The organism is Polaromonas sp. (assembly GCF_029945925.1).
Lineage (GTDB): Bacteria > Pseudomonadota > Gammaproteobacteria > Burkholderiales > Burkholderiaceae_C > Polaromonas.
Genome location: NZ_JAQSDN010000018.1, coordinates 1 through 23172 on the forward strand (window position 1 = coordinate 1; position 23172 = coordinate 23172).

The window sequence follows — 23172 nt, forward strand, 5'->3', positions numbered from 1 at the left end:
AGCCCTGATCCGCTTTTGCCTGCGCTCCTCGGCCCAGCCCGACGGGTGGGGGAAATGAAACGGGATCGGGTGCGGGTGCGGGTGCGGGGAGACATGACGCGCGAAGCGCGTCATGTCGGGGCACGCGGCCGCTATGTTTGCACGCGAGCGCAGCACACTTGGCCAAATGAAAGTCCCCTCCATCGCCCAGCGGGGCGAGGGAGGGTTAGGGTTAGGGTGGGAGTGGGGAGTTGCGCCTACTGCCCCGGGCGAACCGGAAACGCAGCGTGATGCCGCCAAGGACTTCAACCACCTTCAAATCGACTCATGAAATAAATCGGTCTCCAGCCCAGATGCTACAAGCGCCAGAAGCTATCAAAAACGCAGCAGCCCGATTTCAGTCCCGCACGTCGGCCACCGGCTGGCTGCCAAAGTCCGGTCGGGCCAGGTAGGCCAGGATGCGTGCGGCGGCTTCGTCCGGCGACGTCAACTGGCCCTTTTCCTTGAGGCTGATGAAGTTCTGCTGGTCGGGAAAAGCCGACGCGGCGGCGCTGCGTAACTGGACCTGCATGTCGGTGTCGATCACGCCGGGCGCAAGCGAGCAGACCGCCGCGCCGTTGGGCTTGAGGGCTTCTTCGAGCGCCACGCAGCGCGTGAAGTGGTCCATGCCAGCCTTGGCCGCGCAATAGATGGACTGCGAGGCCATGGCCTTGCGCCCCAACCCCGACGAGATATTGAGCACCTTGCGCCGCGCCGGCCAGTTTTCGGTGGCACGCAAAAACGCCGCGGTCAGTTGCATGGGCGCTTCCAGGCCGACACGCAGCCCCAGCTGCAGGTCGTCGGCATCGGCGTCGCTGAGCGGGCCGATGCGCGGAATCATGCCGGCATTGTTGATCAGCACGGCGCTGGAGAAACCGGCGTGGGCCTGCTCGCGCAGCCATTGTTCGAGCCGCGCGCTGGCGTCCGCGCTTCGCGCCAGGTCCAGCGTCCACTGCAGGAGCGGCGTGCCGGCGATCTTGGCCTGCGCGGCCAGCGTCTCATTGGCCTTGCGTGAAATGCACAGCAGGGTGTTGCCCGGGATGAGCAGCTTGCGCGCCATGGCCAGGCCCATGCCGCGGGAGGCGCCGGTCAGGATAAAGAGGTGTTGGGTCATGGCTAGGGATGTTACCGGCAAACGGTGACGCCGATCCGTGTCCCGGCGGTTCAGGCGGCCAGCACGATGGGAAAGCGGGCCTGCAGGCCGTCACCGCCCGGCGCAAACGGCACGGTCAGGGCCGCCCGGTCCGCCTCGCCCAGGCTGCGCCACAGGAAGTCGCGCGGATTGCGGGGGTCGCCGGCCACATACAGCTGGGTGGTCAACACTTCCCGCTGGCCGAGTTTGACCTTGACGTGGATGTGCGGCGTGCGCCCGGCATACGCCACCGGTCGCAGGGTGCGAAAGCGGTAGCGGCCTTCGGCGTCCACCGTCACGCGGCCAAAGCCCTGGAAGCGGCGGTCGGCCCTGTCGCCGTCACCGGGGTGATGGTAGTGGCCGGCGTGGTCGCATTGCCAGATCTCCACCTGCGCGCCGGCCACGGGTTTTCCGGCCAGGTCGCTGACGCTGCCCTCGACCCAGGCGCTTTGCCCTTCGGGGTAAGTCAGCGTGCCGTTGCGCAGCAGGTCATGGTCGCTGTCCCGGGGCAGGGCCACCGGGTAAAACGGCCCTTCGGTTTGCGCCGGTGTGGCGCGGCGGCTGGCGGCCGGCTGGGCGCGGGGACCCAGCCACAGCGCAGGCGCCGCCACCAGGGCGGCAGCCACGGTGCGGCGGCGCAGCAGGGCGCCGGGAGAGGGGGGCGGTGAGACAGGGCGCATCGAAGTTCTCCGGTGATCTGCGTGGGATGCGGAGCGGGCGCTGAAGTTCCGGCCTGGCGCCCTGGTCAGAAGGTGTCAGAAGGGCGCCGGGCTGTCGAACTGCAGGGGCAGGCCGCTGACCGGGTGCACAAAACCCAGCGCGCAGGCATGCAGCAGCAGCCGGGACGCGCGGGCCTGCACGTCCTGCGGCGCATACAGCCTGTCGCCCAGAATCGGGTGACCCAGGGCCTGCAGGTGCACACGCAGCTGGTGCGAGCGGCCGGTGACGGGCTCGAGTTCCACGCGGGTGCTGTGGGTAGGCGCGTCAAACGCCACGGCCCGCCAGCGCGTCTGGCTGGGCTTGCCGCGTTCGGCGTCGATGATGCGCAGTGGCCGGCGCGGCCAGTCCACCACGATGGGCAGGTCGATCAGGCTCCAGCCCGCGGGACCGGCACCGGGGGTGGCCGTGGGCCGGCCAGCGATCACGGCGATATAACGTTTGTGGATCTCGCGGCGCTCGAACAGCGCGCCCAGGGCACGCTGGATGCTGATGCTGCGCGCCATCAGCATCAGGCCCGAGGTGGCCATGTCGAGACGGTGCACCACCAGCGCGTCGGGGTAGCTTGCCTGGACACGTGCGCTCAGGCAGTCCTGCTTGTCCTCGCCCTTGCCCGGCACCGCCAGCAGGCCGGCGGGTTTGGCCAGCACCAGCAGGGCGGCATTGGCATGGACGAGGTCGAAGCTATTGGCATCGCCATGACCTGCAAGGTCATGGATCTCCGGGTGACCCGCATTCATGATGGACCCATCAGCAAGTACCTTGAAGGAGAGACATCATGAGTGACGCAGGTGCCATTTCGATTGCATGTGGGTTGATGATCGGCCTGGGCGCGATTGGTGCCTGCCTGGGCATTGGTGTGATGGGCGGCCGCTTCATCGAAGGGTCGGTGCGCCAGCCCGAACTGATGGAGCCGTTGCAGGTCAAGATGTTTTTGCTGGCGGGCCTGATCGATGCCAACTTCCTGATCGGTGTCGGCGTGGCCATGATGCTGCTGTTCGGCAACCCGCTGGCCACCTAGCTTTTCGGCGGCGGGAAGTTGTGCACGGTCGGGGCGGCGCGCCGCTGCTCGCGCAGCATGAAGAGGTAAAGGCTTTCGACCTTTTCCCGGGCCCACGGGGTCTTGCGCAGGAACTTCAGGCTGGACGCGACACTCGGCTCGAAGGTGAAGCAGCGAATCGCGATGCGCTGGCCCAGCCCTTCCCAGCCATAGTGGTCCGACAGGGCGGTGACCATGGCCTCCAGCGTGACGCCGTGCAGCGGGTTGCCGGGCTGGGCCGGTGTCGCTGCAGGCGTGTCGGACTGCGTCATTCGCCCGCTTATTTGTTTTTCAGCTTGCCGCGCACGGGAACTTGCGTGACGACGGTTGGGCGCACCGCATCGGGCGACACCGCTTTCGGGGGTGCCGTGTCCTTCTTGGGCTTCTTGACCATCTTGTCCTTGTTTTGCTGTCCTTTTGCCATGGTGTTCTCCGGTGGGTTGATGGGGATGTGGACTGATTATCAGTGCAACTTGATGCGCGGACGATAGGTACGGTCAATCATTTCCGACAGCGTGATCAGGGCGGTTTTTTTCCAGCCGCCCAGCGCCAGCTGGTGCTGCTTGTGCAGCGCCCAGTACATGATCTTGGCGAGTTGCCCCTCGATGAAAAAGCTGCCCTTGGTCAGGCTGCCCATCAGGCTGCCGACCGAGGAATACTCCGACAGCGACACCAGCGAGCCCTGGTCCCTGAAGACAAAGGGGGAAACCGGCTCGCCGCGCTGCAGCCGCGGCAGCGCCTTGACCAGGTACATGGCCTGCTGGTAGGCAGCCTGCGCACGTGGCGGCACCCAGGTGCCGTCGGGTTGCTGGCAGGCAGCGCAGTCGCCGAAAGCGTAGATGCTGGCGTCCGTGGTCTGCAGGTTGCCGCTGACGACGAGCTGGTTGAGCCGGTTGGTCTCCAGCGGATCTGCGCCGCCCAAAGTCTTCAGGAAATCGCCGGCCTTGACGCCGGCGGCCCAGACGCTGAGGCTGGAGGAGATCACCTTGCCGCTGGCCATCTTCAGGCTGTCCGCGGTGACTTCCACCACTTTTTCATTGGTATGCACCTCGATGGCCAGCTTGCGCAGCTCGCGCAGGGCCGCGTCGCTCAGCCGTTCGGGCAGTTGCGCCAGCAGGCGCGGCGCCGCTTCGACCAGCACGATCTGCAAGTCCTTTTCCGGGTGGATGTGGTCAAAGCCGTAGTTGGCCAGCACCTTGGCCGAGGCATGCAGTTCTGCAGCAAGTTCCACCCCCGTGGCGCCGCCGCCGACGATGGCCACCGTCAGGCGGCCGCTACCGGCACTGCGCGGCACGGTCTGGGCGCGTATGCAGGCATTGATCAGGCGGTCGTTGAAACGTTTGGCCGCCTGCGGGCTGTCCAGCTTGATCGTGTGTTCGGCCGCGCCCGGGGTGCCGAAGTCGTTGGTCTGACTGCCCACGGCAATCACCAGCGTGTCGTAGCCCAGCTGCTGCGCCGGCGTGATCTCGCGCCCGGCCTCGTCGTGGCTGGCGGCCAGCTGCACGGTTTTGGCGGCACGGTCCACACCTTCCAGGCGGCCGAGGCGGAACTTGAAATGGTTCCAGCGCGCCTGGGCCAGGTACTCGATCTCCTCGGCATGCGTGTCAAAACTGCCGGCCGCCAGCTGGTGCAGCAGCGGCTTCCACACATGGGTGCGCGCGGCGTCCACCAGTGTGATTTCAGCCTGGCCTTTTTTGCCCAGGCGCTTGCCCAGTTGCGTGGCCAGCGCCAGCCCGCCTGCGCCCCCGCCGACGATGACGATACGTTGCATGAATTTCCCTCCTCGGCATCAGGCGCCGGCAGTGTTGTTGTGGCGACATGGTAACTGCCGGGGGTGCCTGATGCTGCTGCGGGTTTGGGGTGGAGACTCTATCGTTGTGGAAATCGGGTTGGGTGTGATTGGGTTTCTGGTGTGGATAGCTTTGGTGGTTGGCCAGCAAGCCGGGCAACCCCCGGCTAGCTGGAGGTACTACTGCAAATCGAGCAAGCAAAAAAAGGCCGCCAACCCTCACCGCTGGTTCTCCCCCCGCATGCGATTGATCTCGGTAGGTGTCACCGCGCTCGCCTGGTGGCCCCATGCGCTGCGCAGGTACGTCAGCAGCGTGGCCAGTTCGGTGTCGTCGAGCACCAGGACAAACGGAGGCATGCCGAAGGGGCGCGGGTTGCCGGCCGTGGCCGGGGCGTAACCGCCGTTGAGCACGATCTGCACGAGGTTGGCCGTGGAGTCCATGGTCACGGCGCGGTTGGCGGCCAGCGGCGGGTAGGCGCCCGGCACGCCCTGGCCCTGGTCGCCGTGGCACTGCGCGCAATGCTGCTCGTACAACTTGGCACCGGCGGGCGGCAGGCGGCCTGACGCTGCGGTGGAAGCGCGGGCCACCGGCGCAGGCGGCAGCGACTTCAGGAACACGGCCATGGCCGCCAGGTCCTGATCGCTCAGGTGCTGGGTGCTGTGCAGCACCACCTCGGCCATGGGCCCGAGCACCGAGCCGCGCGGCGACACGCCGGTCTTGAGCAGGGCCGCAATGTGTTCCGGCGTCCAGTCGGCCACGCCGGCCTCCGACGCCGAAGTCAGCGAGGGCGCGTACCAGTTCTGCATCGGGATCAGGCCGCCGGCCAGGTCCAGCGGGGTGTTGGTGGCCCCCAGCGCATTGCGCGTGCTGTGGCAGGCGCTGCAGTGGCCCAGGCCGCGCACCAGGTAGGCGCCGCGGTTCCACTCGGCCGTCTGTTGGGTGTCAGGCTCGTAACGCGCCGGGCTGAAGTAGAGCGCGCGCCAGACCGCCAGCGCCGCCTGCGTGCTGAAGGGCCAGCGCAGGCTATGGGGCGTGTTGGGCTGCGTGGCCGGCGGCAGGCTGTGCAGGTAGGCGTAGAGCGCGTCCGAGTCTTCGCGCGTGATTTCGGTGTAGTTGGTGTAGGGGAAGGCCGGGTAAAGCAGGCGGCCGTCCCGGGAGCGGCCGTTGTGCATGGCACGCCAGAAATGGGTGGGTGACCACTGACCGATGCCGGTGCGGCGGTCGGGGGTCAGGTTGCTCGAAAACACGGTGCCGAACGGCGTGTCTATGCCGCGGCCGCCGGCCCAGGGCGTGCCGCCGCGTGTGGTGTGGCAACTCATGCAGTTGCCGGCGCGCGCGAGGTAGGCGCCACGTGCTATCCGCGCCGGAAGCGCGGCCGCGGTGGCCACGGGCGTCGTGACGTTGGGTTCATCGCGCACGTTGAGCTGCCAGACGAGGGCGGCCAGTGCCAGCGCCGCCGCGGCGCTGACCAGGATCCAGGTGGTCAGCCGTTCCATGGCCGGGTGCCCCGCGGCGCGACGGCGCTGCCGCACGCCGGCTCCCCCTGGCCGGCGGGCGCGGCCGGCAGGGTTGCCGCCGGTTTGCTGCTGGCCGGCAGGGGCTGGGCCGCCAGCCAGCTGGTGGCGGCATGGATGTCTGCGTCGCTCATCCGGGCGACGATGTCGGCCATGCAGTCCGGCGCGTGGGCACGCCGCTGTCCGGTGCGCCAGGCGCCGAGCTGCGCGTTCAGGTAGTCGCGCGGCAGCCCCAGCAGGCCGGGAACATGGGGGGTGACACCGGTCATGGCCTGGCCGTGGCAGGAGACGCAGGCCGGCAGGCGCCGCCCGGGGTCACCCTGCATCACGAGCATCTTCCCGCGTTGCAACACGTCAGGCGCAGCCGCCGGCGCGGCCGGGGCCGGGTAGGGCAGGTCGAGCGCCGAAAAGTAGCGCGCAATTTCCATCAGGTAGTCGTCGGACAGCGGATCGACCAGTTGCGTCATCAGCGCGTAGTGGCGCCGGCCGTCGCGGAAGTTGAGCAGCTGGTTGTACAGGTAGCCGGCGGGTTTGCCGGCCAGGCGCGGGTAATAACCGTCGGGGCCGGCGCGCCCCTGGGCGCCGTGGCAGGCGGTGCAGGCCAGGGTGCGTTGGGCGATGGTGTCTTCAAACGGGGCGGCGCCCGCCGTACCGGCCAGCAGCCAGATGGCCGCGGCCAGCAGGTGCGTCAGCGCGGTGGAGGGAAGAAATAAAAATGTTTTCACGGGGGCATCATGCCTTGGGGCAGGGGCACCGGTCCCAGACGCGTTGCCGATGAAGATGGTCAGTGCAGCGGCAGCGGGCGGTCCCGGCGGGTACGTTAGCGTTTGGGGCTGCTGCGCAGGCAGGCCAGGAAGTGGTCCCAGCTCGCCTGCAGCTCTTTCATGCGCGCACCTTTGTCGAGCACGGCGCCGCTGGCCGCTTCGGTGCGCCTGACCACCTTGGCCAGGGCGCTGGCCGGCAGCGGCCCGACCTGCTGGCGCAAGGCCCCGGCCTTGAGGCGCATGTCCGAGATATCGTCCCTGACCAGCGACTTGTTGGACGCGCAGGCGATGCCGCCCACCAGTTCGGCCATCTCTGCCAAAGCCGGGTCCAGGTACCAGACCGCCGCCGTGCCGAGCGCCAGCGCCCAGATGCGCTTGTCGCGCGTGGGCGCGACGTGAATCGACCCGGCAGCGGGTGCCGCGGTCTCCCGGGCTTGAACAATAACTGGCGTCTTCATCGAAGTGCTGAGCTTGGCAGGCAAAGCTGAATTTTCCCTGACTTGTCCGGGGCCTGCTGACCGGCGCCTGCCAGCCCCTGTGCGACTCCGGCGCTATTGATGTTTTCGTCATTCCTGACACCACACCGTCGGGCTGAGCTTGTCGAAGCCCTTCGACAAGCTCAGGGCGAACGGAATTACGTTGCCTGTCATGATTTATGGAATTCTCAATGATAGGGAAAGCGCGGACAGCTATCAAAAAAGGAGCAATGTCACGCCTCGGCCAGCCAGCGGGCAAGCTGCCGGCAGACCCAGCCGGCGTCATCATGCGGCAGGTCGTGGCCGGCCCAGGGGTGGCTGTGGTGGGGCGCCTGCCAGGCGTCGGCCACCCGGTGTGAGCAGCGCGGATTCACCAGCCGGTCGGCGCTGGACGACAACACCAGCGTGGGACAGTGCGGCGCCTGGGGGCCGCTCGAAAACTGTGCAGCGGCCAGCAGCTGGCGCCAGGCGTTGCCCGGGCTCACCGGGGCCGTCTGGCGAATGTGGACCCATGCCGCGATATCAGCCTCGCGTGATGAGGTGTTGTTGCAGGTCAGCCGGTGGATGGTGCGTTCGGTGTGGTCCGCGTTGTGCCAGCGCGCGGCCAGCAGCGCCAGGGCCGGCCAGTTGCCGGGGCGCAGCCTTTCGGTCACGGGGCTGAAGGGACGCATGCTGGTGTTGATGAGGACCAGCCGGTGGACCTCCTGCGGATGCTGCTGCGCCCAGTCGGTCGCCACCATGCCGCCCAGCGACATCGCCAGCAGGTTCCAGGGCGGCGCCACGCCCTGCGCCTGCAACTGGTGGCGTGCCAGCGCCATGATGCCGCGCACCGAGGCCGGCGACAGCTGGCGGTGAAACACGCCGTTGCCCGGCAGGTCCAGCGTCACGACCTGGCCGACGCCCGGGAGGCCGGCCAGTTGCTGCGGCAAACCGCCCCAGTGCCTGGCCTCGCGGGTCAGGCCACGCAACAGGACCCAGCTCATGGCGCCCGCCTTGGGCGCCAGTGCGCCACCGCCAGTTGGGCGAGCTGGGCACGCCGCTCGCCCGCGGGCAGCCAGCCCGGCGCGGCGTAGGCGGCGCGGGTGAGGAAGTCCAGCAGGTCCGCATGGCGGCGCAGCACCCGCTTGACGCGGTGCGCCTTGATCGGGTTGAACATGCCGTGGCGCGAGAACAGCTGGCGCGGGTTCTTGCGTATCCACAGCCAGGAGCCGAGTTCCAGCGTCATCGGCAGAAACACGTGGCTGGCCGGCGCCTGGTCATAGGCGTGGTCCCAGAGGTCGCCGTGCAGCAGGTACTGGTTGCTTTGCGGCTCGAAGCTGTAGTCATGGTGCGGGTGCGATTGCTCGAGCATGGTCTTGAGCGCGAACATTTCGGGCAGGTGCGCCATCAGCCGCCGCGTCTTGGCGTAGGGAAACCAGAGGCTGTCGTCAAAGCCGTAGCCTGAATGGCAGTCCAGCGCCAGGCTGAAGGGGCGGCTGGCCAGTTGCTCGCGCACCACCTGCAGCAGGGCCGCGCTTTCGATTTCCATGGGCGCGCCGGGCCGGCCGCAATACCAGGGCAGCAGCGGACTGAAGGTCTGCCCGCCGGCGAGAAAGGGCACACGGCTTTCGGCTCTCTGCGGTGCGTTGCGCATCAGGTCCACGCCGCGCGGGTTGGCACGCTTGTGCGCCCACATGCCGCCCGGGTTGACGATGGGCATGAACACCAGCCGCACCTTCCGAAGTTGCTGGTGCAGCAGCTCGTCCCATTCGAGGCGGAACAGCAGCGCCCGCATCCAGGCCAGGATCAGCTGGGTGCCGATGCGCTCCAGGCCGTGGATGCCGCCGAAAAAACCGACCGCGGGCGCCCGCGGGTCGCGCGAACCGATGCTGGCGGTGTACAGCGCGAAAGACGGGCCGCGGGTGGCAACCTCGCCCACCGCCTGGATGTCGAAATGCGTGCTGCCGGCCAGCAGGATGGCCTTGAACTCTTCATGTTCGGCAAAGGTGGCGGTGCTGTCGGGGGTGCTGGCCAGACGGGAGAGGTCAAAACCGCCGGGAGGCGGGCGCAGAAAGTCCATGTCTCCATCCTGACACAGCGGTGTGACAAAACGATGTGCGGCGCAGCCTGTGGCGGCCGGTTTGGAGTTGCTATGAAAAAAGTAGCTGCTTGCGCCCGTCCTTATTGGGCTGGAGGCTGATTTCATTTATTTTTTCGCCGGCGCTCAGGCCGGCAGCGTGATCACCAGGTCGGACACCGGGTAGGCGACGCAGGGCAGGATGTAGCCCTCGGCTTTTTCTTCGGCGCTCAGGCCCGGCCAGTCGATGCGGTACACCACCTGGCCGCTGGCCAGGCGGCACATGCAGCTGCGGCAGGTGCCGTTGCGACAGGAACTTTCAAGCATGATGCCGGCCCGCAGCGCCGACTGCAGCAGGGGCTGCGAGGCAGGCGCAGCAAAATGCGGGCCCGCAGATCCCAGGCGGACCTGGAAAACGGCGTTGTCGTCGAATACTGCGGGCATGGCACCAGTTTATGGATCTTTCCAGATACACGACAGTGAATGGGACCGCTCTCACCCTCGCCCTCTGGGAGAGGGCCGGGGTGAGGGATGGAGCGTTCCGACTTTTTTTGGGTTTCGACACGCGCCATGGGTGCTGCCGCGCAGGCGACGGCAGGTCCCAGGCGGGACACGCTCTGGCAGGGCTGTGGCTCAGCCCGGACGCGGCCTCTTTTGTCCATGGGCATGCCCACACGGTTGATGGCGGCCTGACCGCGGTATGAAGGCGGTATGAAGGCGGTGTGACGGCTGTCTGGGTGCGGCAGGGGGCGCGGACGCATTTGCTGCGACAATCCGGGTCCCCCAACAACGATTCCTCTGCGCGTCTTTTTTCATGTCCAGCTACCAAGTTCGCCCCGCCACCGTGCGCGATGCCAAAGCCATCGCCGAAATCAACGACATCTCTTCCCGCGCCGCCTACAAGGGGCTGGTGCCCGATGACCAGCTGGGCACGCTGGCGGTGGACAAACGCCAGCAGTTCTGGCGCGATGCCATCGAATACATGGAGCCGCAGGTGCATGTGGCCACCGACGGCGAGCGTGTGATCGGTTTTGTCGGCTTTGACCGTTCGCGCGACAAGGGAACACCCTCCACCTGCGGCGAGATCTGGGCCATTTTTGTGGACCCGGCGCACTGGGACAAAGGCGTTGGCGTGGCCCTGTGGGATGCGGCCAACGACGGCCTCAAGGAAGAAGGCTGCACCAAGGTCACCATCTGGGTGCCGGTGCGCAACGAGCGCGCGCTGCGTTTTCATGAACACGCAGGCTTCAAGCGCGAGATGACCTCGCTCAAGACCGTGGTGATCGGTTCCGTCAAGCTTGAGGAAATCCGCCTCAAGCGCGACGTGGGCTGATCCAGCCCGCCACCCGGTTCAGGACGGCACGTCGATCACGCGTTCGTCGTCCGGAATCACCGGCATGTCTTCTTCCGGCGTCAAGGGCAGGTCGTCGGTTTCTTCCTGGCCGGTGGCTTCCTCGGGGCTGTCCCGGAGACGGCGTCCGCTGTCGCTGGCGATCCATGAGGTCATGATGTGCTCCGCTGGGCTGTGGTGGAGCCCCATGTTGCACCGTTGCCGCAACCAGCGCCTGGGAAAAACCTCTGTTCGCCTGTCAGCGCAGGCCGACAGTGCGGTGCAGCAGCCGGGCTGGTTTTATGCACGATTTTGGCCCTTGGCCCTTGCCGGTATTGCGCAGACAGCTATGGATTGAGTAGCAATGTCCGGCCGGCAGGGCGGCGCCCGGCATGACCGGGCTGCGCGCTGTATTACGATGACTGCTTCCATGCGCACCGCCACCGACACCCCTTTTTTCACACTGTTAGACACCGCCATCGGCTGCTGCGGCATCGCCTGGGGCGACGCGGGCATCCGGGGTGTGCAACTGCCCGAGGCCGGGGCGCAGCAGACCCGTGAACGCATGCGCGAGCGCTTCCCCAACGGGCAGGAGGCGGCGCCGCCGGCCAATGTGCAGGCCGCCGTTGCAGGCGTGGTGGCGATGCTGCGCGGGCAGGCGCACGACTTCAGCACGCTGCTGCTCGACATGCGCGGCGTGCCCGAGTTTCACCAGCGTGTGTATGCCGTGGCGCGCGACATCGCACCGGGCCAGACCCTGACCTACGGCGAGGTGGCGGCCCGGCTGGGAGAGCCCGGCGCGGCGCGTGCGGTGGGTCAGGCCCTGGGGCGCAACCCGTTTGCGCCCGTGGTGCCTTGCCACCGCGTGCTGGCGGCGGGCGACAAGCCGGGCGGGTTTTCAGCCAGCGGCGGCATCCGTACCAAGCTCAGGCTGCTGCTCATCGAAGGCGCCATGCGCGGCACACCCGGCCTGTTCGACTGACTCGCCCGTTACCCGGACAGGACAGGACGGGCCAGGCGCACTGGCTCCCTTGTCCTACAGCCAGCGCCTGTCCCTCCGCACACCGTGCAGGCGCGGCGTGCGGGAAAGTGCACTGTGCGCCCCAAGCCATGCCCCGCCTTGACCTGGGGACACGCCCATTTTCCGATTCCCATCGCATTCACCAAAGGACTTCACCATGGAAAAATCCACCGCCAGCGCCCCTCCCGGTTCCGCCATCTCGTCGAGCGAAAGCGCACTGATGCGCGGCGTGGACCAGGCCGGCAGCACGCTTCACCACACGATTGACAAGGTGGCTGAACCTGCCCGCAACACCGTGGACCGTGCCGCGAGCGCAGCCCACGAGACGGTGGACAAACTGGCCAGCGGCGCCAGTTCGGTCGCGGGCAAGTTCAGCGACCAGGCGCACCGCCTGACCGACGCGCCGCTGCAGGCGGTTGACCATTCCAAAGCCTACATCAAGGACCATCCGCTGCAGGCGGTCGGCTTTGCGCTGCTGGCCGGCTTTGTGCTGGGGCGCCTGACCGCCCGCCGTTACTGATCAGTCGGCAAGCGTCAAACGGGGATCAGTCGCAGCTGCGTGATTTCCGAGGGCGCGCCAAAGCGTTTGGGCGGCCCCAGGCGCGGGCAGCGAGGAAAGCTGCTATGGCGGCCACTGCCGTCAAAGCGGTGCCCCAGAGCATGTCCACCAGCGTCAGCTGCAGCGGCCAGTCCTGCAGGTTGCTCAGGTCATAGGTGCCATCGCCAGCAGGCCCGGCAGCGCGCCCAGGGCGGCCGCATGGGTCCAGCTGGACCGCTCCAGGGCGGGCAGTACGGCCAACATCCCCACGCCGACCGGGTAAAGCAGGTAAAACGCGGCGGCCCGCAGCAACAGGGGCAGCCACGCCTGGTACTGTTGCGGCATCAGCAGCCCGAGCCAGATGCCGTCGGCCACCACGAGAAAGAGCAGGGCGGCGAGGTAGGCGGTCAGTGTTTTTTTCATGGCTGCGGCCATTCTCCGCGGATTTGCCGTGGCCGGCGCGGCGCTGGCGCATGCCGGACGACAATATGCTTTTTTCGTTCGCCCACTTTTCAGGAATATCTCCATGGCCAGTAGCCTGTTTGCGCTGATTGATGACATTGCCACCGTGCTCGACGATGTGGCCTTGCTCACCAAGGTGGCCGCCAAGAAAACCGCCGGTGTGCTCGGTGACGACCTGGCGCTGAACGCCCAGCAGGTCGCCGGCGTGAAAGTGGACCGCGAGCTGCCGGTGGTGTGGGCGGTGGCCAAGGGGTCTTTCCTGAACAAGGCCATTCTGGTGCCGGTGGCGCTGACCATCAGCGCGTTTGCGCCCTGGGCCGTCACGCCCCTGCTGATGGTTGGCGGCGCCTTCCTCTGTTATGAAGGCTTCGAGAAGCTGGCGCACAAATTCCTGCACAGCCGGGCCGAAGACGAGGCCCGGGAAAAAAAATTGCTGGAGGCGCTGACCGATCCCTCGGTGGACCTGGTGGCGGTCGAAAAGGACAAGATCAAGGGCGCGATACGGACCGACTTCATCCTCTCGGCCGAAATCATTGCGATCACGCTTGGCACGGTGCAGGCCAGTCCCTTCATCACCCAGGTCACGGTTCTCAGCGGGATTGCGATTGCCATGACCGTGGGGGTGTATGGCCTGGTGGCCGGCATCGTCAAGCTTGACGATGCCGGGCTCTACCTGAGCCAGAAAACAGGCGACAGCGGGGCGGCCCGCCTGCGGCGCAGCTTCGGCCGCGGCATTGTGCTGACGGCGCCCTGGCTCATGAAAGCGCTGTCGGTGGCCGGCACGGCCGCGATGTTTCTGGTCGGCGGCGGAATCCTCACGCACGGCGTTCCTGCGCTGGACCACGCCATCGAAGCGCTGGCCGCGCGCGTCGGCAGCGTGTTGGGTGCGGTCACCCCCTTGCTGGCCGACGCGCTGGTGGGCATGGTCGCCGGTGCGCTGGTGCTGGGCGCTGTGACGCTGGTCCAGCGGATGCGAAGCCAGAAGCCGGCCTGAATCTCCGGCGCTGGTGGCCGGCCTGCGCAAGCTGAAGCCGCGCCCGCCAGAGCCAACGCTGTCCAGCCCGATTCGCCATAATGGCTGGCGTGCCGCAAGGTGCGCCTGCCGTTCAGTTCCGGCATCCATTGCCCCCTGCGGGCCCATTGCCGGACAACCCGTTTTTTTTGCTTTACTCCCAGGACCCTTTCCATGACCCTCTCGATGTACCAGGCTTCCGTTCCCGTTTTCAAACAGATGCTCGGAGGCCTGAGTGCCGTTCTGGCCAAGGCCGAGGCACACGCCACGGCGCGCAACATCACGCCCGCTGCCTTGCTGCAGGCGCGGCTCTACCCCGACATGTTTGCCTTGCTGCGCCAGGTGCAGGTGGCCTGCGATTTTGCAAAAAGTGTGTCGGCACGCATCGCGGGCGTGGAGGTGCCAGGTTTTGAGGACAAGGAAGAAAGTTTTGCCGACCTGCGGGCGCGCATTGCGAAGACCCTGGCGTTTATGGACAGCCTCAGCGCGGCGCAGATCGACGGCAGCGAAGCACGCCAGATCGTCACGCAGGCCGGCACACCCAAGGAAAAGATCTTCAGCGGCCAGTCCTACCTGCTGAACTACGGCTTGCCGCATTTCTTTTTCCACACCACGACGGCCTATGCCATCTTGCGCCACAGCGGGGTGGACATCGGCAAGAAGGATTACATCGGCAGCTACTGAGCCGACGGCCGTTTATTTTTGTGGCGACGGCCGGGCGGGCTGGACTGAGGAGCGCCAGGCCGAAGGCCGTGGCCACGGTGCCGAGGTTTCATCAAGGTGGTTCTGCGATCCTTCCGCAAAGGGCCAGCCCTTGCGGGGCGCCACCGTGTCCTCGTCCGCCTGCGGGGTGACGGGAAGGGTGCGGGGGCTGCTGCGTGCTGTGCGGGGGGCGTCAAGCCGGGCCATGGGGTCTCCTTCAATGAAGCAGCCAATTTAGGCCTCTTGTGCAGCGCGGCATGTAAGACGTGCCCGCGTCCCTTGTAGGACCAGCGTGCAAGGACGGCGGGGTCCGCGGTGTCAGACCGTGGTGCAGTGTTGCACGCCATCTGGAACATAAAACCGCGTCTGCGTCTTTTGCGCCATGGCGGCATTGCAAATCCGCGCCGTAGCTTGGCCATGGCTGTGGTTTGACGAGGCCGGTTCCGGGCGATGTGGTCATCATGCCGGATTGGCTGGCAGTTTGACCGCCGCCGGCTGTTCCCACGCCGCGCTGACCGGGCATAATTTGCTATCAAAAATAGAGCTGGTTGCGACCACGGTGCAAGGGCTGGCGGCCGCTTTGACACAAGAGCCGCAACGGGATCGCGGTGTCCGCGCGGCGGCCGCCTGCGGGTCCCGGCAGGCCACGCGTTAGCATGGGAGCCATGACCATTCTGCTCGCGCCCATGGAAGGGCTGCTCGATTTCGTGCTGCGCGACATCCTGACGCGGGCCGGCGGCATTGACCGCTGCGTTTCCGAGTTCATCCGCATCACCGACCAGTTGCTGCCCGAACGCGTCTTCACGCGCATCGTGCCCGAGTTGCACACCGGCGGGCGCACGCTGGCGGGTGTGCCGGTGCGTGCGCAACTGCTGGGCTCCGACCCGGTGTGCCTGGCCGAAAACGCCGCCCGGCTTGCCACGCTGGGGCCGGCCGGCATCGACCTCAACTTCGGCTGCCCGGCCAAGGTGGTCAACCGCCACGGCGGCGGTGCCGCGCTGCTCGACGAGCCCGACACGATTGCGGCCATCGTGGCGGCCGTGCGGCGCGCCGTGCCGGCGCACCTGCCGGTGTCGGCCAAGATGCGCCTGGGTTTCAACGACGACAGCAAGGCGATCGCCTGCGCACAGGCGATTGCCGGCAGCGGCGCCGACGAGCTGGTGGTGCATGCGCGCACCAAGGCGCAGGCCTACCGGCCGCCGGCCTACTGGGAACGTATTGCCGACATCCGCGCGGCGGTCAGCATTCCCGTGGTGGCCAACGGCGAGATCTGGACGGTGGACGATGCGCGCCTGTGCCGGCAGGCCTCGGGCTGCGAGATGCTGATGCTGGGCCGCGGTGCGGTGGCCGATCCGGGTCTGGCGCTGGCCATCCGCGGCGGTGGCTCTGCTGCGGGGCTGACCTGGGACACCCTGCTGCCGCTGATCGCCCAGTTCTGGGAACTGGTCTGCAGCCGGCTTGATGCGCACTCGCGCGCCGGACGCCTCAAGCAGTGGCTCAACTTTTTGCGCCGCCGTTATCCCGAGGCAGAGCTGGCGTTCCAGGCGCTGCGCACCGTCAACCAACCGGCTGCGATTTCCCGCTGGCTAGCCGAACAGGGCCTCGAAGCCGGCGTCGGGTTCGAACCGCCTGTTGCGGTAGCTCAGGCGTGTCGGCCCGGGCAGGGCCTGCGCGCGCACTGAGTGGCGCGCATCGCCCGGGTAACAGATCACCCGGCTGCCTTCGTGCTCGAAGGGCTCGGGCTGGATCACCGGCGGCCGGCGCCCGCGGGCCTCGGCCAGAACACTTTCAACGCCCGCGTGGCGTGACAGATGCGCCAGGCTCATGATTTGCGGCGGCGCCAGCTCGATCTGGCGGTCCCAGTACTGCTGCAGCGCATGGCGCGGGCTCAGCCAGATGCTCTCGGTGGTCTCGAAATTGTCGTGGCTGGCCACCTGACCGCCGGGCACTGCCGCCACGAAAAAACGCGTGTCGAAACGCTTGTTGGTCACCGAGGGAGTGACGGGGGTGATCCAGCGTGACCAGGGCACCACGTTGAGTGTCTGCAGGCGCAAGGCCATGCGGACCAGCACGGCATTGAAGCCGTGGCCTTCGCGCAGCAGGGCGGCGGCCCGGTCGGCGAGGCCGGGCAGGGCCTGGCCCTGGGCGAACAGCACCCCGGACTCTTCAAAAGCCTCGCGCAGCGCCGCCACATACACCGCGCCGGCCGTGCGCAGGTCGATGCCGGGCTCGTTCAGCCCGGCATGCAGCAGGTCCAGCGGCTGGTCCAGGTGGGCGGCCATGTCCAGCTCGGCGTCGGCGACATCGATCTTGCCGCCGGGAAACACGTAGGCGCCGCCCAGCACGTCGGACAGGCCATGGCGCTTCATGAGGAATACCTCCAGGCCCGCGGGCGCATCGCGCAGCAACACCACGGTGGCTGCCGGACGCGGCGGGGTGGTGACGGTTTCGAGGTTGAGTTCCATGGCAGCTTTCAGGGGGGAGACGGGGCGGTCCAGTACAGTACGACCTGGTTTCCGAGGCTATCAGACTTGCGGCGGACCAGGCATCACCAACACGACAAGGACAAGCAAATGGGTATTGATTTCAAGGGCCGGGTGGCCATCGTCACGGGCGCAGGCGGCGGACTGGGCCGGCAACATGCCCTGGCCCTGGCCAGGCGCGGCGCGAAGGTGCTGGTCAACGACCTGGGCGGCGCGCGCGACGGCTCGGGCGGATCGGTCAGTGCCGCCGACGCGGTGGTGGCCGAGATCCGGGCGGCCGGCGGCGAGGCCATGGCCAACGGCGCGTCGGTCACCGACTTTGCGGCGGTACAGGCCATGGTGCAGCAGGCCATGGACGCCTGGGGCCGCGTGGACATCCTCGTCAACAACGCAGGCATCCTGCGTGACAAGAGTTTTGCCAAGATGGACCTGGCCGACTTCGCGCTGGTGATGAATGTGCACCTGATGGGTGCCGTGCATTGCAGCAAGGCCGTGTGGGACATCATGGCGGCGCAGAAATACGGCCGCATCGTGATGACCACCTCGTCGTCGGGCCTGTACGGCAACTTCGGCCAGTCCAACTACGGTGCGGCCAAGATGGCGCTGGTCGGGCTGATGCAGACGCTGGCCATCGAGGGCGCGAAAAACGACATTCGCGTCAACTGCCTGGCGCCGACGGCTGCCACGCGCATGACGGAAGGGCTGATGCCCGAAGAGGTGCTGCAGGCGCTGCAGCCCGAAGCCGTGGTGCCAGCCATGCTGGTGTTGGCGTCGCAGGATGCGCCGACACGCACCATTCTTTGCGCGGGCGCCGGCACCTTCGAGGCGGCCAACATCACGTTGACCCAGGGCCTGTACCTGGGCATGGGTGAACAGGTGCCGGAGGCGCTGGCCGCGCGGCTGGCCGAGGTGACGGAACGCGCTGGCGAGATGGTGCCGCAAAGCGGCGCTGCGCAAGGCAGCAACGAGGTCGGCAAGGCCATGGCCGGCAGACTGCCGGCGTAAGAGACGGGAGTAAGACGCGAGGGACAGATGCCAAAGATGCCGCCGGGTTCGCTGGGCAATGTTCCGACGTTTCGCCAAAGGGCGGAAGTCCGATACCTGTCTTTGTAGCGCGAACCCGGCGGGCACGGTGCCAGTGTCGTTGTGCGCGGCCGGTCCGTGTTGCAGGCCGGCGCAGATGAACGCTGTAGGCCGTGTCCGGCGTGGCACCGGAGGCCCGGAATAAAAGTGGCGATGACGCCGGGAGGCAGAGGGGGCCCGCCCGCGATGGCATGTCCATTCGATACGCTATTGAATAGGCCGCGTCGGGCTGCGGACCGGACCCGTCCTACAGGCGCATGCGGATGAGGCCCACCCCAGCGGCATGGGGGGCGTCCTAAATTGAAACCAGTCGGCCCTCCGGTCGGCATACACCCTATCGCCCCTCACCGGGTTTTTCATTCAGGAGCCATTCATGAAACTCAATCAATCCCTGACCGCTGCCATCACTGCTGCAGCCCTTGTCGCCGGCGCTGGTTTTGCCTATGCGCAATCCGGCACAACACCCGGTGCCCCCGGCGACCTGAACAGACAGGGTGCCGCAGAGATGAAGGCACCTGACGTCAATCCCGCCGCCGGCACGACCATGCAGGCTCAGCCTGCCACCGGTACAGGAACGTCGGCCGACACCAGCAACAGCAGCACGATGCAGACCGGTACCGTGATGCCGGAGCCCCGCGCTGACCGCAACTAAGCCCGCGCCATCCCTCATGCGCAAGGCTTTCGCAGGGACGCTCCGTGTTGTCACGGGGCGTCCCTGCCCCCCTTTGTACGCTCAATCTGAAATCCCGATATGTCTGACATGACCCCGACAGACGCCTCACCCCTGGACGCCATCCTCAAGGGGCTGGGCATGGGGTGTGCCGTGCTGGCCCTGGTGTTGCCGGGGCATGTCACATCGACACAAAGCCGGCAAAGTGCGGCCGTGCCCGCCGTGGCTGATTTCCCGCGGGTGGCCGATTTCCTGTCCGAAGAGTCTTCACCGCCCGTGCGCCAGATGGCCGACTGGGTGATGGCATCGCGCGATCACCAGGGCATGCCGTTTGTCATCGTCGACAAACAGCATGTCAGGGTGTTTGTCTTCCACCCGAACGGACAACTCAGCGGCGCCACCCCGGCCCTGATGGGGTCTGCCCTCGGCGACGATTCGGTGTCCGGCATTGGCGAGCGAGAAATATCGGCCATCCTGCCGCACGAACGCACCACGCCAGCCGGCCGGTTTGTCTCGCTGCCCGGCGTGAACTCCTTTGGCGAAGACATTGTCTGGGTGGACTACGCGGCGGCCGTGTCCATGCATCGCGTGCGGGCCAAGGACCCGAAAGAGCGCCGGCTGGAGCGGCTCGCGTCCGCCACGCCGGACGACAACCGCATTTCCTTTGGCTGCATCAATCTGCCGGCCGGGTTTTACGACACGGTGGTCAAACCCGCGCTCGGCACGCGCCGCGGCGTGGTTTATGTGCTGCCGGAAACGCGGCCGCTGCAGGCCGTGTTTGGTGACAGGGTTGCGGTGCTGCAGCCGTCTTGAAACGCGTTCCCGCCGCTAATGCAGTTGCATGCTTGTGGAACAAATAAAAGCGATGGATTTTGGGTCAGGGCAAGGCGCAAACCACGCAGTTTTATGTTCCAGATAGCGTGCAACACTGCACTAGTTCCGGGCCTCTTTGTAAGGCCGGTGCCCGGGTGCCTGCATCATGGCTTCTCCGGGTCCTGCCGCGTAAGCTACCCTGCCGCCCACCGAATCCCCGACATGGCTGCGGGTCAGGTTGACCGGCGGGCACGAGGTGTCGGTGATGGAAAACACCATGTGGCCGCCGGGAAAAATCGCGGGCAGGGTCTGGTGCAACTGGTAACGCATGTCCACCGGGGCCTGCGCGGCATGGTAGATCACCTGGTTGGCGCGGTTGTAGACGGTGTAGCAGGCCAGCGCCTGGCCGCCGGACAGCGCGGGCAGCAGGGCGGCGAGGGCGTATTTCAGGACGGTATTCATGCGCGGGCCTTTCAAAAGGGCCATCTTGCGCCCGTCTTCCGGCCCACGGCGCAGGCGGGTGACCGCTTGTGGTGTCAGCCGACACGCTGGCCGCACGTTGTCCCGGAGTTCGTTTGCTATCATATATATAGCTCGTTGCGCAAGTGGTGTAAGGGCTGGAGGCCGATTGATGCCAAACCCTAACGCAAGCTCGAAGGCTGCGTCGGCTGGAAGTCGGCGTGGGCGCCCGCTGCCGCCTCCTGCTCGATACTGGCGTCGCGTGCCGCAAACATGTTTTGCAGGTCCTTCAGGTCGCGCATCACGTCGTCTTCGGCCTCAGCCGCCGGCATGGCCGATGCTGCTGCCATGACGGCAGCGGGTGCTGCCGCGGCAACCGCAACGGGCGCGGCGGCACGTGCCGGCGCCCCCCAGATGGCCGGATCGGGCATGTCGGGGTAGGGGCAGCTGTCCCCGACCTTGAATTCCCAGGAAATGCCGTGCAGCCAGGTGCCGGACTGCGGTTCGAACTGGGTGATCGCGGCGAGCAGCTCGTTCTGAAAAGCGAAGGCATAGGTCAACAGGCGTGCGTCCCAATGACGCAGCACCAGCCGCACGTACATGCCCGGGCCTCGGCTGCGGCTGTTGACCACCAGCATCTGGCACTCCACCCAGTCCGCCGCAATGCCATGCCTGCGCAGGCAGTCGCGCAGCAGCATCTGCACGAGCTGGCGGCGCGTGCCGTTGTCGGAGTTGTCCTCAATGGTGTGCTGGCTGTCCCGGGTGGTCGCCGCCGGCGTGCTGGCCACCGGTTTCAGCCCGGAATCCGGACCGTCGGCCGTCCTGTTCTTCAGCCCCAGCAGTCGCTCGAACACTTGTCTCATGTGGTGAACCCTTCGCGGCCGGCCCTGGCCAGAGCGCTCTGGCCGTTCAATGCCAGCGTGTCGATGGATGGTCGTCCAAGTGGGAAGGCAAGTCAAGCCTCCAGCCTCTGCAGCGCTTCTTCCTGCCACCAGGCGGCCGCAGCGTAGTAACTTTCCCACACGCAGCCGTTGCAGCCGCGGCCGCAGCAGGTGGTGGGTTCGGCCGGCGGCGCCCGCAAAAACGTGCCCGCGTCGGGACTGGCAGGGGCGGGGGTGTCGTCATGGGTGGGAAAATCGTGCACCGCCGGCAGGCCGGTCTACATGCCATGGTAGCCGCTTCAGGCGGACACGCCGGCCAGCCGGCTTGCGCGGCCACGTCCTACCTGAGGATCAGCGTCGGGTGCTTATGTGATAGCCCGTCGGGTGCTAAAAACAGTCATCACGATGTCAACGCGACTTCAACGCGATCTCATCAAGGGTTTTTTCGAAGGATTTTCATGGACAGCAGCAGCAGCAGCAGCGCCGCTTGGTACGCCCAGTTGAGCAAGCCTTTTTTTGCACCACCGGCAGGGGTGTTCGGCCCGGTGTGGTCGGTTCTCTACATCATCATCGCCGTCAGCTTCGGTTTTGTCCTACTGCAATACCTCAGGCGTCGCCTGCCGTTTCGCGTGCTGCTGCCTTTCATCCTGAACCTGCTGTTCAACCTGGCTTACACGCCCATCCAGTTCGGTTTGAAAAACAATGCGCTGGCCAGCCTCGACATCCTGCTGGTGCTGGGCACGCTGGTCTGGGCCATGACGGCCATCCGGCAGCGCGCGCGCTGGGTGGTCTGGGTCAACATCCCCTACCTGCTGTGGGTGCTGTTTGCGACGGCGCTGCAGCTCAGCATCACCTGGCTGAACCGGGGCGCCTGAAGAAGATGCGCCGTCCGCACGTGCTGGCCGCGCTCAGGCGCTGGCGCCAGCGCAGGCTCACAGGCCCAGCAGTTTTTTGGCGTCGCCCAGGGCTTTCATCGATTCGTCGTGTTTGCCGGCCTTGTGGAAGGTCTCTCCTTCGGCACGCAGGGCCTTGACCTTGCCCATGTCGGCAGCGGACAGCTTGGGGTTCCCGGCGAGCTTGGCGTCTATCGCCTTCATTTCGTTGGGGCAGTTGTGGGCCAGGGCCAGTGACGAGGCGGCCAGGGCCGCGGCAGCAATGATGAGTTTCATGCGAATCTCCCATGTCCAATGCGCGTCAGAAAATGCTGACACCGGATGCTAGCAATAACCGCCCCGTGGCGGCAAGCGCTTGACCGCGAGACGGGCCGGGGCATTGCCATAAAATCAGCAGCTTGCGCCCGCTGCCTGCATGCACCGACCTGCGGCGGCCGGCTTCCCCACCGACTACCGGGTTGACCCATGTCTCTTGAAATTACCGAAGCCCAGACGGGCGAGCAGCCCGTCGCCACCATCCTGATCATGCACGGCCTGGGCGCCGACGGCCGTGATTTTGTTCCTGTGGCCGAGCAGCTCGATTTGTCCAGCGTGGGCCCGGTGCGTTTTCTGTTTCCCCACGCGCCGGTGATTCCCGTCACCATCAACGGCGGCTACCAGATGCCCGCCTGGTACGACATCCTGGGTGCCAACCTGACGGCAGGCCAGGACGAAACCGGCATGCGCCAGACCCAGGCCGCCATCAACACGCTGCTGGAACGCGAAGTCTCGCGCGGCATTCCTGCCAGCCGCATCGTGGTGGCCGGCTTTTCCCAGGGCTGTGCGATGGCTCTGATGACGGGCCTGCGTTATCCCGAACGCCTGGCCGGCATCATGGGCCTGTCGGGTTACCTGCCGTTGGCGCATACCGTGGCGGCAGAGCGCAGTCCGGCCAACGGAGGTCTGCCGATTTTCCTGGCGCACGGCAAGCGCGACGGTGTGGTGCCGCTGGCCGCGGCCACCGGGACGCGCGACGCGCTGGCGGCGCTGGGGTATCCGGTGGACTGGCACGAATACGACATGGAACACGCGGTCTGCATGGAGGAGATCGCCGACATGAACCAGTGGCTGCTGCAGGTGTTGTCTGATAACCCGCCTAACGCTTCGGGCCAGACCGGGCATGCGTAAGGGCTTTCCCGACATGGCGCCCGGCGGTTCCGCGGGCCGACCTGCCCCGGTTTTCTGATTTTGAAGATGAAATAGCGCCCGAGCCCAAGCAGGGCGGGCGGTGCCAGCTATCAAAAAAAGAGTGGCTCGCACAGGCCAGCAGCGGCAGGCCG

Annotated in this window: 30 protein-coding genes and 1 pseudogene; 12 read left to right on the forward strand and 19 right to left on the reverse strand. The window is 66.6% G+C overall.

Annotated elements, in window-relative coordinates; all coding sequences use genetic code 11:
• Positions 1-376: 376 nt before the first annotated feature.
• From PSV40_RS04500 to PSV40_RS04510, 3 genes are all read right to left on the reverse strand, one after another.
• Positions 377-1132 (reverse strand): SDR family NAD(P)-dependent oxidoreductase, encoded by a 756-nt coding sequence (locus PSV40_RS04500; protein WP_300534732.1) that lies wholly within the window; start codon positions 1130-1132, stop codon positions 377-379.
• 50 nt (positions 1133-1182) lie between these two features.
• On the reverse strand, positions 1183-1830 hold the full coding sequence (locus tag PSV40_RS04505) for a protocatechuate 3,4-dioxygenase (protein WP_300534734.1): 648 nt from the start codon (positions 1828-1830) through the stop codon (positions 1183-1185).
• A 75-nt stretch (positions 1831-1905) separates the two neighbouring features.
• Positions 1906-2607, reverse strand: a complete 702-nt coding sequence (locus tag PSV40_RS04510) for a pseudouridine synthase (protein ID WP_300534736.1) — start codon at positions 2605-2607, stop codon at positions 1906-1908.
• Between the two features lie 38 nt (positions 2608-2645).
• Between PSV40_RS04510 and atpE the strand changes: the two genes are divergently transcribed.
• Positions 2646-2888 carry a F0F1 ATP synthase subunit C gene (gene atpE, locus PSV40_RS04515; RefSeq protein WP_300534738.1) on the forward strand — a complete coding sequence of 81 codons (243 nt, stop codon included), beginning with the start codon at positions 2646-2648 and terminating at the stop codon, positions 2886-2888.
• Here the strand turns inward: atpE and PSV40_RS04520 are convergent.
• From PSV40_RS04520 to PSV40_RS04560, 9 genes are all read right to left on the reverse strand, one after another.
• Positions 2885-3178: a VF530 family protein gene (locus PSV40_RS04520; RefSeq protein ID WP_300534739.1), complete on the reverse strand. Its 294-nt coding sequence runs from the start codon at positions 3176-3178 to the stop codon at positions 2885-2887. The two genes, atpE and PSV40_RS04520, sit on opposite strands and share 4 nt — an antisense overlap.
• A gap of 8 nt (positions 3179-3186) precedes the next feature.
• Positions 3187-3330 carry a hypothetical protein gene (locus tag PSV40_RS04525; protein WP_170954859.1) on the reverse strand — a complete coding sequence of 48 codons (144 nt, stop codon included), beginning with the start codon at positions 3328-3330 and terminating at the stop codon, positions 3187-3189.
• A gap of 39 nt (positions 3331-3369) precedes the next feature.
• Positions 3370-4677: an NAD(P)/FAD-dependent oxidoreductase gene (locus PSV40_RS04530; protein WP_300534743.1), complete on the reverse strand. Its 1308-nt coding sequence runs from the start codon at positions 4675-4677 to the stop codon at positions 3370-3372.
• Between the two features lie 237 nt (positions 4678-4914).
• Entirely contained in the window at positions 4915-6192 is a 1278-nt protein-coding gene (locus PSV40_RS04535) for a cytochrome c (RefSeq protein ID WP_300534746.1), read from the reverse strand.
• Positions 6180-6878 carry a c-type cytochrome gene (locus tag PSV40_RS04540; RefSeq protein WP_300534911.1) on the reverse strand — a complete coding sequence of 233 codons (699 nt, stop codon included), beginning with the start codon at positions 6876-6878 and terminating at the stop codon, positions 6180-6182. Before PSV40_RS04540 ends, PSV40_RS04535 begins: the two co-directional genes overlap by 13 nt.
• Before the next feature lie 152 nt (positions 6879-7030).
• Positions 7031-7432 carry a hypothetical protein gene (locus tag PSV40_RS04545; protein WP_300534749.1) on the reverse strand — a complete coding sequence of 134 codons (402 nt, stop codon included), beginning with the start codon at positions 7430-7432 and terminating at the stop codon, positions 7031-7033.
• A 251-nt stretch (positions 7433-7683) separates the two neighbouring features.
• Positions 7684-8433, reverse strand: a complete 750-nt coding sequence (locus tag PSV40_RS04550) for an alpha/beta hydrolase (RefSeq protein ID WP_300534752.1) — start codon at positions 8431-8433, stop codon at positions 7684-7686.
• Positions 8430-9509: a M14 family zinc carboxypeptidase gene (locus PSV40_RS04555; protein WP_300534754.1), complete on the reverse strand. Its 1080-nt coding sequence runs from the start codon at positions 9507-9509 to the stop codon at positions 8430-8432. Before PSV40_RS04555 ends, PSV40_RS04550 begins: the two co-directional genes overlap by 4 nt.
• Before the next feature lie 144 nt (positions 9510-9653).
• Positions 9654-9950 (reverse strand): 2Fe-2S iron-sulfur cluster-binding protein, encoded by a 297-nt coding sequence (locus tag PSV40_RS04560; RefSeq protein WP_300534756.1) that lies wholly within the window; start codon positions 9948-9950, stop codon positions 9654-9656.
• A 370-nt stretch (positions 9951-10320) separates the two neighbouring features.
• Between PSV40_RS04560 and PSV40_RS04565 the strand changes: the two genes are divergently transcribed.
• A complete protein-coding gene (locus tag PSV40_RS04565; RefSeq protein WP_300534759.1) occupies positions 10321-10839 on the forward strand; it encodes a GNAT family N-acetyltransferase in 519 nt (172 codons plus the stop codon).
• An 18-nt stretch (positions 10840-10857) separates the two neighbouring features.
• Here the strand turns inward: PSV40_RS04565 and PSV40_RS04570 are convergent, their stop codons facing one another.
• Positions 10858-11013, reverse strand: coding sequence for a hypothetical protein (locus tag PSV40_RS04570; RefSeq protein WP_300534761.1), 156 nt, complete (start codon positions 11011-11013; stop codon positions 10858-10860).
• Positions 11014-11254: 241 nt separating this feature from the next.
• Here PSV40_RS04570 and PSV40_RS04575 point away from each other — a divergent pair, with 241 nt between their 5' ends.
• On the forward strand, positions 11255-11818 hold the full coding sequence (locus PSV40_RS04575; RefSeq protein WP_300534763.1) for a methylated-DNA--[protein]-cysteine S-methyltransferase: 564 nt from the start codon (positions 11255-11257) through the stop codon (positions 11816-11818).
• A gap of 196 nt (positions 11819-12014) precedes the next feature.
• A complete protein-coding gene (locus PSV40_RS04580; protein WP_300534766.1) occupies positions 12015-12377 on the forward strand; it encodes a hypothetical protein in 363 nt (120 codons plus the stop codon).
• A gap of 25 nt (positions 12378-12402) precedes the next feature.
• Here PSV40_RS04580 and PSV40_RS22815 read toward each other — a convergent pair.
• Positions 12403-12956 (reverse strand): annotated as a pseudogene (locus PSV40_RS22815) (DUF2177 family protein).
• Between PSV40_RS22815 and PSV40_RS04595 the strand changes: the two are divergent.
• The 3 genes from PSV40_RS04595 to PSV40_RS04605 all read left to right on the forward strand — a co-directional run bounded on the left by PSV40_RS04595 (position 12922) and on the right by PSV40_RS04605 (position 16253).
• A complete protein-coding gene (locus PSV40_RS04595) occupies positions 12922-13851 on the forward strand; it encodes a DUF808 domain-containing protein (RefSeq protein ID WP_300534771.1) in 930 nt (309 codons plus the stop codon). The pseudogene PSV40_RS22815 and the gene PSV40_RS04595 sit on opposite strands and share 35 nt — an antisense overlap.
• A gap of 192 nt (positions 13852-14043) precedes the next feature.
• Positions 14044-14553, forward strand: coding sequence for a DUF1993 family protein (locus PSV40_RS04600; protein WP_300534774.1), 510 nt, complete (start codon positions 14044-14046; stop codon positions 14551-14553).
• Between the two features lie 683 nt (positions 14554-15236).
• On the forward strand, positions 15237-16253 hold the full coding sequence (locus PSV40_RS04605; protein WP_300534777.1) for a tRNA-dihydrouridine synthase: 1017 nt from the start codon (positions 15237-15239) through the stop codon (positions 16251-16253).
• Here PSV40_RS04605 and PSV40_RS04610 read toward each other — a convergent pair.
• Positions 16158-17036, reverse strand: coding sequence for an NUDIX hydrolase (locus PSV40_RS04610; protein ID WP_300534779.1), 879 nt, complete (start codon positions 17034-17036; stop codon positions 16158-16160). The genes PSV40_RS04605 and PSV40_RS04610 overlap by 96 nt on opposite strands.
• A 108-nt stretch (positions 17037-17144) precedes the next feature.
• Between PSV40_RS04610 and PSV40_RS04615 the strand changes: the two genes are divergently transcribed.
• The 3 genes from PSV40_RS04615 (at position 17145) to PSV40_RS04625 (ending at position 19620) form a co-directional block, all read left to right on the forward strand.
• Positions 17145-18059: an SDR family NAD(P)-dependent oxidoreductase gene (locus PSV40_RS04615; protein ID WP_300534782.1), complete on the forward strand. Its 915-nt coding sequence runs from the start codon at positions 17145-17147 to the stop codon at positions 18057-18059.
• 451 nt (positions 18060-18510) lie between these two features.
• On the forward strand, positions 18511-18789 hold the full coding sequence (locus tag PSV40_RS04620; protein WP_300534785.1) for a hypothetical protein: 279 nt from the start codon (positions 18511-18513) through the stop codon (positions 18787-18789).
• 99 nt (positions 18790-18888) lie between these two features.
• Entirely contained in the window at positions 18889-19620 is a 732-nt protein-coding gene (locus PSV40_RS04625; RefSeq protein ID WP_300534787.1) for a hypothetical protein, read from the forward strand.
• A gap of 120 nt (positions 19621-19740) precedes the next feature.
• Here PSV40_RS04625 and PSV40_RS04630 read toward each other — a convergent pair whose 3' ends face one another.
• The 3 genes from PSV40_RS04630 to PSV40_RS04640 form a co-directional block, all read right to left on the reverse strand.
• Positions 19741-20082: a hypothetical protein gene (locus PSV40_RS04630; protein WP_300534790.1), complete on the reverse strand. Its 342-nt coding sequence runs from the start codon at positions 20080-20082 to the stop codon at positions 19741-19743.
• Positions 20083-20261: 179 nt separating this feature from the next.
• Positions 20262-20942: a hypothetical protein gene (locus PSV40_RS04635; RefSeq protein ID WP_300534793.1), complete on the reverse strand. Its 681-nt coding sequence runs from the start codon at positions 20940-20942 to the stop codon at positions 20262-20264.
• 92 nt (positions 20943-21034) lie between these two features.
• Positions 21035-21223, reverse strand: a complete 189-nt coding sequence (locus tag PSV40_RS04640) for an oxidoreductase-like domain-containing protein (protein ID WP_300534796.1) — start codon at positions 21221-21223, stop codon at positions 21035-21037.
• A 195-nt stretch (positions 21224-21418) separates the two neighbouring features.
• Here PSV40_RS04640 and PSV40_RS04645 point away from each other — a divergent pair, with 195 nt between their 5' ends.
• Entirely contained in the window at positions 21419-21835 is a 417-nt protein-coding gene (locus tag PSV40_RS04645) for a TspO/MBR family protein (protein WP_300534798.1), read from the forward strand.
• A 57-nt stretch (positions 21836-21892) separates the two neighbouring features.
• On the opposite strand, the gene PSV40_RS04650 is transcribed toward PSV40_RS04645, so the two are convergent.
• Positions 21893-22129 (reverse strand): hypothetical protein, encoded by a 237-nt coding sequence (locus PSV40_RS04650; protein WP_300534800.1) that lies wholly within the window; start codon positions 22127-22129, stop codon positions 21893-21895.
• Positions 22130-22318: 189 nt separating this feature from the next.
• Between PSV40_RS04650 and PSV40_RS04655 the strand changes: the two genes are divergently transcribed.
• Positions 22319-23020, forward strand: coding sequence for an alpha/beta hydrolase (locus PSV40_RS04655; RefSeq protein ID WP_300534803.1), 702 nt, complete (start codon positions 22319-22321; stop codon positions 23018-23020).
• Positions 23021-23172: the final 152 nt, after the last annotated feature.

Coding starts and splice junctions, on each gene's coding strand:
- PSV40_RS04500 (WP_300534732.1), bottom strand. CDS start 1,132: ATGACCCAACACCTCTTTATCCTGACCGGCGCCTCCCGCGGCATGGGC.
- PSV40_RS04505 (WP_300534734.1), bottom strand. CDS start 1,830: ATGCGCCCTGTCTCACCGCCCCCCTCTCCCGGCGCCCTGCTGCGCCGC.
- PSV40_RS04510 (WP_300534736.1), bottom strand. CDS start 2,607: ATGAATGCGGGTCACCCGGAGATCCATGACCTTGCAGGTCATGGCGAT.
- atpE (WP_300534738.1), top strand. CDS start 2,646: ATGAGTGACGCAGGTGCCATTTCGATTGCATGTGGGTTGATGATCGGC.
- PSV40_RS04520 (WP_300534739.1), bottom strand. CDS start 3,178: ATGACGCAGTCCGACACGCCTGCAGCGACACCGGCCCAGCCCGGCAAC.
- PSV40_RS04525 (WP_170954859.1), bottom strand. CDS start 3,330: ATGGCAAAAGGACAGCAAAACAAGGACAAGATGGTCAAGAAGCCCAAG.
- PSV40_RS04530 (WP_300534743.1), bottom strand. CDS start 4,677: ATGCAACGTATCGTCATCGTCGGCGGGGGCGCAGGCGGGCTGGCGCTG.
- PSV40_RS04535 (WP_300534746.1), bottom strand. CDS start 6,192: ATGGAACGGCTGACCACCTGGATCCTGGTCAGCGCCGCGGCGGCGCTG.
- PSV40_RS04545 (WP_300534749.1), bottom strand. CDS start 7,432: ATGAAGACGCCAGTTATTGTTCAAGCCCGGGAGACCGCGGCACCCGCT.
- PSV40_RS04550 (WP_300534752.1), bottom strand. CDS start 8,433: ATGAGCTGGGTCCTGTTGCGTGGCCTGACCCGCGAGGCCAGGCACTGG.
- PSV40_RS04555 (WP_300534754.1), bottom strand. CDS start 9,509: ATGGACTTTCTGCGCCCGCCTCCCGGCGGTTTTGACCTCTCCCGTCTG.
- PSV40_RS04560 (WP_300534756.1), bottom strand. CDS start 9,950: ATGCCCGCAGTATTCGACGACAACGCCGTTTTCCAGGTCCGCCTGGGA.
- PSV40_RS04565 (WP_300534759.1), top strand. CDS start 10,321: ATGTCCAGCTACCAAGTTCGCCCCGCCACCGTGCGCGATGCCAAAGCC.
- PSV40_RS04570 (WP_300534761.1), bottom strand. CDS start 11,013: ATGACCTCATGGATCGCCAGCGACAGCGGACGCCGTCTCCGGGACAGC.
- PSV40_RS04575 (WP_300534763.1), top strand. CDS start 11,255: ATGACTGCTTCCATGCGCACCGCCACCGACACCCCTTTTTTCACACTG.
- PSV40_RS04580 (WP_300534766.1), top strand. CDS start 12,015: ATGGAAAAATCCACCGCCAGCGCCCCTCCCGGTTCCGCCATCTCGTCG.
- PSV40_RS04595 (WP_300534771.1), top strand. CDS start 12,922: ATGGCCAGTAGCCTGTTTGCGCTGATTGATGACATTGCCACCGTGCTC.
- PSV40_RS04600 (WP_300534774.1), top strand. CDS start 14,044: ATGACCCTCTCGATGTACCAGGCTTCCGTTCCCGTTTTCAAACAGATG.
- PSV40_RS04605 (WP_300534777.1), top strand. CDS start 15,237: ATGACCATTCTGCTCGCGCCCATGGAAGGGCTGCTCGATTTCGTGCTG.
- PSV40_RS04610 (WP_300534779.1), bottom strand. CDS start 17,036: ATGGAACTCAACCTCGAAACCGTCACCACCCCGCCGCGTCCGGCAGCC.
- PSV40_RS04615 (WP_300534782.1), top strand. CDS start 17,145: ATGGGTATTGATTTCAAGGGCCGGGTGGCCATCGTCACGGGCGCAGGC.
- PSV40_RS04620 (WP_300534785.1), top strand. CDS start 18,511: ATGAAACTCAATCAATCCCTGACCGCTGCCATCACTGCTGCAGCCCTT.
- PSV40_RS04625 (WP_300534787.1), top strand. CDS start 18,889: ATGTCTGACATGACCCCGACAGACGCCTCACCCCTGGACGCCATCCTC.
- PSV40_RS04630 (WP_300534790.1), bottom strand. CDS start 20,082: ATGAATACCGTCCTGAAATACGCCCTCGCCGCCCTGCTGCCCGCGCTG.
- PSV40_RS04635 (WP_300534793.1), bottom strand. CDS start 20,942: ATGAGACAAGTGTTCGAGCGACTGCTGGGGCTGAAGAACAGGACGGCC.
- PSV40_RS04645 (WP_300534798.1), top strand. CDS start 21,419: ATGGACAGCAGCAGCAGCAGCAGCGCCGCTTGGTACGCCCAGTTGAGC.
- PSV40_RS04650 (WP_300534800.1), bottom strand. CDS start 22,129: ATGAAACTCATCATTGCTGCCGCGGCCCTGGCCGCCTCGTCACTGGCC.
- PSV40_RS04655 (WP_300534803.1), top strand. CDS start 22,319: ATGTCTCTTGAAATTACCGAAGCCCAGACGGGCGAGCAGCCCGTCGCC.